The organism is Vibrio sp. 10N.222.52.B7, from assembly GCF_041474275.1.
Lineage (GTDB): Bacteria > Pseudomonadota > Gammaproteobacteria > Enterobacterales > Vibrionaceae > Vibrio > Vibrio crassostreae_C.
In genome coordinates this window covers 27,356-34,093 of record NZ_JBFRTU010000011.1, presented here as the reverse complement: position 1 = coordinate 34,093, position 6,738 = coordinate 27,356, and the positions used below count along the sequence as shown (strand labels likewise).

Here is a 6,738-nt window from a genome sequence, read left to right as displayed (position 1 = left end):
CTATTGCTCCATCTCTCTCACTTCCGCTAGTGCTCTGTTTAAGTTTTCGTTCGCAACTCTGTAATACGATGGTTTCTTGTCTATTGCTTGCTGAAGGTAAGGAACGGCTTCATCCGGCTTACCTTGTAATATTAGGAAATACCCTACATTATTCAACGCTTCAGGCGCATCCATATGTCGCATAAACATATTAGTGGCTTTCTTAACATCACCGGAAGCCAGATAAATGAGGGCTAGATTGTTTTGGGCCTTCTCACTATTTGGCTCTAACTCTAGAGCTGAACGCGTGTACTGATACGCTTCCTTGTAATTGCCGTACATGTAATGGGAGTAGCCCATATTCAACAGAGCTTTGAATGAGTTTTTGTCTATCTGCAGTGACTTTTTGAAGTACTCTTGAGCTATCTGATGCTTTCCGTCGACATCTTCCAACACACCAATTCCCATATATGCTGATGCAGGAGACATACTGTCAACCTTCAAGCTAGCGACTTCACTTTGGCTTAACGCTTGGTGGTTTTTAATCGTTTCACTGCTTTTTAAACGAATTTGGTCTGAATTAATCGCTTTAAAGAAATAACTCCGCCCTTCATCTGTACGACGTTGTTTGGTGTATAGCACACCTAACTGTTCCAGCACTTCAGTGTGGGCAGGGTTAAAATCTAGCGCTGCAAGGTAAGCTTTCTCGGCCAACGCATAGTTACCGCGAGACGAATGTATTTGGCCAATAGTGAACAGAGTTTTATCGTGAAACTCTTTTTCAGGGAAAGACAAAGAGCGTATGTATTCATACAACGCCAAGTCTATATTGTTGTCTCGCAGAGCAATGTCACCGCGCATGATTGCTTCTTTTTCATTTAGCGGTGGATCATCACTAGTCAAACTATCGATTGGTTTACCCGAATACAATTCGGCATCAAATTGGTTGGTTGGTTCATCAGAAGATGCGCAACCAAGTAGCAAAAATGGCAATAATAGAAGAAGAAACTTATTGTATAAAATCATAAACTTGCTCCCGGCGCACTCAATGCGTCCATTACAATCAAGAGTCCAGGGCCAAGTGCGACAATGAAAAAACAAGGCCAAATAAATATCAACATGGGGAATAACATTTTAGTCGGTATTTTCGCCGCGATTTCTTCAGCGGCTTGCTGACGCTTATCTCTAAAATCTTCAGTATAGTCACGGAGCGTTTGCGCTAAGCTTCCGCCCATTCTCGATGCATGAGAAAGCAAAGAAACCAAACCTTCCAATTCGACTAAACCGGTTCGCTCGATAAGCTGTCTAAGCGCATCAGGCATAGTGACACCCGCTTGGATTTTAGCAAACACAGTCTCTAGTTCATCCGCAAGTTCCGGCTGAGAGACATAGAGCTCTGATGCAACACGTCCAAGAGCTGCATTAAAGCCCAATCCGGACTCGGTACATACAACAAGAAGGTCTAATGCATCAGGAACACCGTTTCTGATTTTTTTCTGACGCTCTTTTTGTAGCTTACTGAGAATCATATTCGGTGTGAATGTACCAAGAAAAACACAGGTCATGATGAGTAAATTATTATAGTCTCCGCCCAACGCGATGTAATAAACCATAAAAGCAGCGACGATACCTACCAAGCTAGATAAAACCTTCAACGCATAGAAAACCGATAATGAACGTTTCTCATGGAACCCGGCATGCATCAACTTTTCCGAGTAAGTTTCATTATCTTTTTTATTACCTTTACTTAAAAAAGGGCTTAATGATTCTAACGTATTCGAGAAGTCGTATGGTTTTCTGCCAGTTGGCGCCCCGTCTTCTGATATCTGTCTCAGTTTCTTGTCCAAAGGAGAACGAGCTCCTAAAAAAAGAAATCCAAGCGTTAGTGTTAACAAGACTGTTGTAAGCAAAATCATCGAATAGATAACCATCTGAGAGCTGACCCCAAACTCTTCTAACATCTGCTTCCAAACTTCAATATTTAATAATTCCATAGGTTAAATCTCTATGTTGATGACCTTTTTAATCCACAAGGCACCGATAGCCAAAAGAACAATACCGACACTGACCATCGATAGACCTCGAGGATCTTTGTAAAGTGGTTCGATGTATTCAGGGCTAGCCACTCTCATAGCAAAAAATAAACCAAAGGGTGATAACGTTAAGATCCATGCTGATAAACGGCTTTCAGCAGAGAGCGTTTTTACTTTCCTTTCCAGTTTAAAACGAGCTCTAAGCACTTCAGATACCTTTTGCAAATTCTCAGATAAGTTACCCCCAGTCTCTTTCTGTAACATCACTGCGCTAGAAAAAGCTAGCATTGAAACGGTTGGGACTCGCTCTGCCATTTGTAAAATTGCCAAACGTAAGTCATAACCATAGTTGAGCAAGTTATAAGTGTTCTTAAACTCGGCTCCTATAGGATCAGGGAGCTCTTCGCCAACCTCGTTAAATGATTGAACCAACGGTTGTCCGGCTTGCAATGCACGTCGAATAATATCTAAAGCCTCAGGAAGCTGTTCTTCAAACTGAGCCATTCGGTAAGTCACTCGATTTTGCACAAATAGATAGGCGACAACCCAAACAAAAATGAACGCCCCAACACTGATGAACCATACTTGGTTGGTCATTATCGATATCAATGAGAGCAATACAGCACAAAGAGAAATAATCAGTAAAAAGCGGCTCAATGCCAATTTAAAGCCGGCGAGTTCTAGCATTTTCTTTAAGCCTGCAAAATATGGAATGACGATTAACTTGCGGTCTACTGGAGATAAATCTTTGTTATAGTGTTCTTTTAATAATGACAAACTCTCTGCATCGATATTACGTTGCGTCTCTTTCAAACGTCGAGACAACTCTTTGTGCTTCGCTTTTTTCCCTGCAGCAGGTAACAACAAAGCTTGAGAGATAAAAAGCACCGCAATGAATAATAGACCTAATGAAACGCTTACATTGTCCATAATCTCTCCTTAGCCTTTGGCCTCACTAAAGAGCTCGAAAGGCAAATCGAGTCCACGTTTGACTAACTGGTCATGGTATTGAGGCACAACCCCCGTTGCTGTGAAATAACCGATAATATTGCCGCTTTCATCAATACCTTTACGCTGAAAACGGAATATTTCAGACATCGTAATCACTTCACCTTCCATGCCGTTGATCTCTTGGATACTCACCATACGACGCTTACCATCTTCTTGTCGTTCCATTTGAACAACAAGGTGGATAGCCGAAGCTATTTGAGCTCGTAAGTTTTTGGTTGATATGTTCCACCCAGCCATCGAGAACATGTTTTCGACACGACTCAAGGCATCACGAGGGGTATTCGCATGAATGGTAGCAAGTGAGCCGTCATGGCCCGTGTTCATCGCAGCTAGCATATCAACCGCTTCGCTACCACGAACCTCACCAACCACGATTCGGTCGGGGCGCATACGCAGGGTATTTTTTACGAGCTCTCGCTGGCTGATTTCGCCTTTACCTTCTAGGTTTGCAGGGCGAGTTTCTAAACGAATGACATGAGGTTGTTGAAGTTGTAATTCCGCCGAGTCTTCTATGGTAATAATTCGTTGATCTCGAGGAATGAAACCAGAAAAGATATTAAGTGTTGTCGTTTTACCAGAACCAGTCCCTCCAGAGATTAAGATATTTAATTCACCTTTAACCGCAGCTTCGACAAACTTAGCCATCTGAGGAGACACTGAGTTATAGTCAATCAAGTTATCCATAGTCAAACGATCTACAGCAAAACGACGGATAGAAACAGAAGGACCATCAAGTGCGAGAGGTGGGATAATCGCATTAACACGTGAGCCATCAACCAAGCGCGCATCTACCATAGGTGATGACTCATCGATTCGGCGTCCTACCTGACTTACTATGCGATCGATAATATTTCTTAGGTGGCGATCATCGAGAAAAGTATAGGGCGTCTTTTCAAGTTTGCCTCTTCGCTCCACATAAACGCTCTTAGGACCATTGACTAATATATCTGAGACCGTTTGATCGGCTAACAAAGGCTCCAACGGACCAAGACCAAAAACCTCATCTTCGATTTGTTTGATGACCCTTTTTCGACCTTCTGCACTTAAAGCATGGCTACCATCTTCAGCCATCAACTGAACAATAGCTTCGTGCAAATCTAACTTAGCGCGCTCTTTCTCCAAGCTAGAAAGTAACCCTAAGTCTAACGTTTCAAGCAACTGCTTGTGAAAGAAGTGTTTGATTGACAATTCTTGCTCCAGTACTTTGCGAGCCTCGTCAATCGCCTTCTCTTTTTCAACGCTCGCTTCTGTCCGAGAGTGACTGGACATCTCAACACTTGATAAACGTTCAACAGGATTGGCATCTTCTGAATCATGCGAAATCTGTTCTACTTTTTTTTCAAACTCTGGATTTACATTTTTTCGTTTAAAGAACATCACAATCCCTCGTGTTTACTTTTCATCAACCCATTATGAAAACAACTTTTTCAGCCACCCTTTCTCTTCCTGCTCCGGTGGTGAAAGAACATGAGATAAGTCGATGATAGAGCGAGTAATAGAGCTTTTTTTTCTCGACTGAACTAACGGCTGCCCCAAGTTGGCACTCTCTAGCGCGACTTTAAAATCATTTGGCATAAGGTGTATGTCGTGGTTGCCCACTGCTTGCTCAATGTCTTTCAACTTAATTGAATGTCGCTTTTCATAACGGTTGAGAATGACCTCTATTGAGTCACTTTGTAAGCCGTACTCAAATTTCAGAGATTTAATTAGTCTGCTTGTGTTTTTTACTGACACTAAGCTCTGTTGCAAAACCAAAAGTACTTTAGTCGCTGGTGATATTGCTGATGCAAATACGTGATCTAAGCCTCTAGATAGGTCAATGATCACATAAGGGTAAAAACGACGCAGAATTGGAAGTAATCTGCCAATTTTCTGAGCCTGTTCGAAATCATCTGCGTTATTTTCATGCTTAAAGCTTAGAACATGGAGACCCGATTCATGTTTGTTTACCAATGACCCCAAAGACATTTCATCCAAATCATTAGAACTGTTGATCGCATCCGAAACACTATAAGTGGGTGTTATGTTCAAATAATCAGGTATCACGCCAAATTGAAGATCGATATCGAGTAAAAGTACTTCGTTAGGGTTCTGCGTGGCCATCTCAATGGCAGTATTTAACGCTAAAGTGGTTGCCCCCATCCCTCCTTTGGTGTTCAAAAACAAGATAAACTCTCCGTAACTGGAGTTCTCAAGCTTTTCAGAGGCCGTTTTCTTCAACAGTGGCAGTAAGTCCGATAGAGTTACATTGTGAGACAAAAAATCTGATGCCCCTAAGCGAAGTGCGATTTTTAGTGACCCATTATCACTTTCATCACCGAGCACAACTAAAGACAAGTCCTTGTCTTCTAAAGACAAATCATACCCTTGCAACTCAACCATTTTTTGCGCCCAATTCCCGTGAGCTTCAACGAAAATAAGCTCTGGAACATCCGCACTTTTTAAGTACTCTTCACTCATTGCCGCAAGAGAAAACGACGTTACATGAACATTTCGACACTTTTTGAGCTCTTGGCTCATATGCGAATGAAAGGCGTCAGTGCTGTAGGCTAACCAAACCTTTAGATTCGTTTTCAAACGCGTCATATCCTTATCGTTTTCATTCGGCGTTATTTTGATCGCTTCCCCCATACCGCTACTCCCGTAATAAATAACTTATGGACACCGATTCCTTTTTTCAGAGTCCGCCCTAACCACACCTAAGCTTTCAGCTGGTAATATTGTTTCAAACGCAGGGGCGGCTAGAAATCCATTATTTCCTAGAAAGCTTAGGTTACTGATTAGCTGAATGCCATAACCCGTAGCCCTAGCACGCACAAATTTAATATCACCAAAGTTCGCTTCAAAATCAGAAGCAATCTCTCCCCCGCTCGCGTCTAAGTAAGCCACTTCTAAGTTCGCATTAGTAAACCCAACAAGAGGAATATCATCCACCACCATTCCAGCAATATTATCTCTATCTAAGACGTAACAGACCGTCGCCAACCTAGCAGCCTTCCTAGTCGCCTCACTGACCATTTGCAGCGAAAACATGTAAACACCTAACGCTAAAATCAGGAAAATTAATAGAAAAATAAGCCAAGACACTAATGTGAATTCGATGATGGCAAGCCCTTTGATACGTTTTTTTGACTTTATCATCACAATACCCTCATCACCGAAGTCACACTTAATGGAACAGCAAAACTCTCATTCGAAAAGGGAATAGACAAGAAGAGTGGAACATAGTTATAAATCACACTGACTCGTACATAACTGTCGCCTGAAGGCGGGGTTACGGTCACATCCGAAGTCGTCAATGAAGATAGTACTGCCGTCCCCACGCTGTTCTGACCATAGACCACGACATTCTGGATTTCAGATGTCGGTGCGATGGTTCCACCAATGGTTCCATACACCTCACTAACCGCATATCGAGCGCCATTTTGTACTGACTTCGATATCACATTATAGTGAATAAGAATATTGCCAAGTTCTAGAACTAAGACTAGAAAAAACAGTAAGACGGGAGTCACGATGACCACCTCTACTGCAGCCAAACCTTGTTGAAATCTATTAGATTGCTTCATGATCAAGACTCCCCACTATCGGGGTCCTTATATAGAACAATCTTATAAGTCCCTTCCGTTGTCGACGTTGTACTACCTGATCCACCAGCAACACTGCAAGAGTGGATAAACTCACCAAAAACGGCGGGTGTACCTGAGTTGTTAGT

Annotated in this window: 7 protein-coding genes and 1 pseudogene; all 8 read right to left on the bottom strand. The window is 42.3% G+C overall.

What is annotated here, in order from left to right:
• Window positions 1-1,005 carry a tetratricopeptide repeat protein gene (locus AB4512_RS04240; protein ID WP_372174506.1) on the bottom strand — a complete coding sequence of 335 codons (1,005 nt, stop codon included), beginning with the start codon at window positions 1,003-1,005 and terminating at the stop codon, window positions 1-3.
• A complete protein-coding gene (locus AB4512_RS04235) occupies window positions 1,002-1,973 on the bottom strand; it encodes a type II secretion system F family protein (protein ID WP_372174505.1) in 972 nt (323 codons plus the stop codon). The genes AB4512_RS04240 and AB4512_RS04235 overlap by 4 nt, the downstream gene beginning before the upstream one ends.
• A 3-nt stretch (window positions 1,974-1,976) precedes the next feature.
• Complete coding sequence (locus tag AB4512_RS04230) at window positions 1,977-2,942, bottom strand: type II secretion system F family protein (protein WP_372174503.1); 966 nt, start codon at window positions 2,940-2,942, stop codon at window positions 1,977-1,979.
• 9 nt (window positions 2,943-2,951) lie between these two features.
• On the bottom strand, window positions 2,952-4,400 hold the full coding sequence (locus AB4512_RS04225) for a CpaF family protein (protein ID WP_372174501.1): 1,449 nt from the start codon (window positions 4,398-4,400) through the stop codon (window positions 2,952-2,954).
• Window positions 4,401-4,433: 33 nt separating this feature from the next.
• Window positions 4,434-5,654, bottom strand: a complete 1,221-nt coding sequence (locus tag AB4512_RS04220; protein ID WP_372174499.1) for an AAA family ATPase — start codon at window positions 5,652-5,654, stop codon at window positions 4,434-4,436.
• A 24-nt stretch (window positions 5,655-5,678) separates the two neighbouring features.
• Complete coding sequence (locus tag AB4512_RS04215; RefSeq protein ID WP_372074623.1) at window positions 5,679-6,164, bottom strand: TadE/TadG family type IV pilus assembly protein; 486 nt, start codon at window positions 6,162-6,164, stop codon at window positions 5,679-5,681.
• Window positions 6,164-6,592, bottom strand: coding sequence for a TadE/TadG family type IV pilus assembly protein (locus AB4512_RS04210; RefSeq protein ID WP_372074621.1), 429 nt, complete (start codon window positions 6,590-6,592; stop codon window positions 6,164-6,166). The genes AB4512_RS04215 and AB4512_RS04210 overlap by 1 nt, the downstream gene beginning before the upstream one ends.
• Window positions 6,593-6,594: 2 nt before the next feature.
• A pseudogene (locus tag AB4512_RS25495) lies at window positions 6,595-6,738 on the bottom strand (pilus assembly protein); the annotation flags it as partial.

Coding starts and splice junctions, on each gene's coding strand:
- AB4512_RS04230 (WP_372174503.1), bottom strand. CDS start 2,942: ATGGACAATGTAAGCGTTTCATTAGGTCTATTATTCATTGCGGTGCTT.
- AB4512_RS04225 (WP_372174501.1), bottom strand. CDS start 4,400: ATGTTCTTTAAACGAAAAAATGTAAATCCAGAGTTTGAAAAAAAAGTA.
- AB4512_RS04215 (WP_372074623.1), bottom strand. CDS start 6,164: ATGATAAAGTCAAAAAAACGTATCAAAGGGCTTGCCATCATCGAATTC.
- AB4512_RS04235 (WP_372174505.1), bottom strand. CDS start 1,973: ATGGAATTATTAAATATTGAAGTTTGGAAGCAGATGTTAGAAGAGTTT.
- AB4512_RS04240 (WP_372174506.1), bottom strand. CDS start 1,005: ATGATTTTATACAATAAGTTTCTTCTTCTATTATTGCCATTTTTGCTA.
- AB4512_RS04210 (WP_372074621.1), bottom strand. CDS start 6,592: ATGAAGCAATCTAATAGATTTCAACAAGGTTTGGCTGCAGTAGAGGTG.
- AB4512_RS04220 (WP_372174499.1), bottom strand. CDS start 5,654: ATGGGGGAAGCGATCAAAATAACGCCGAATGAAAACGATAAGGATATG.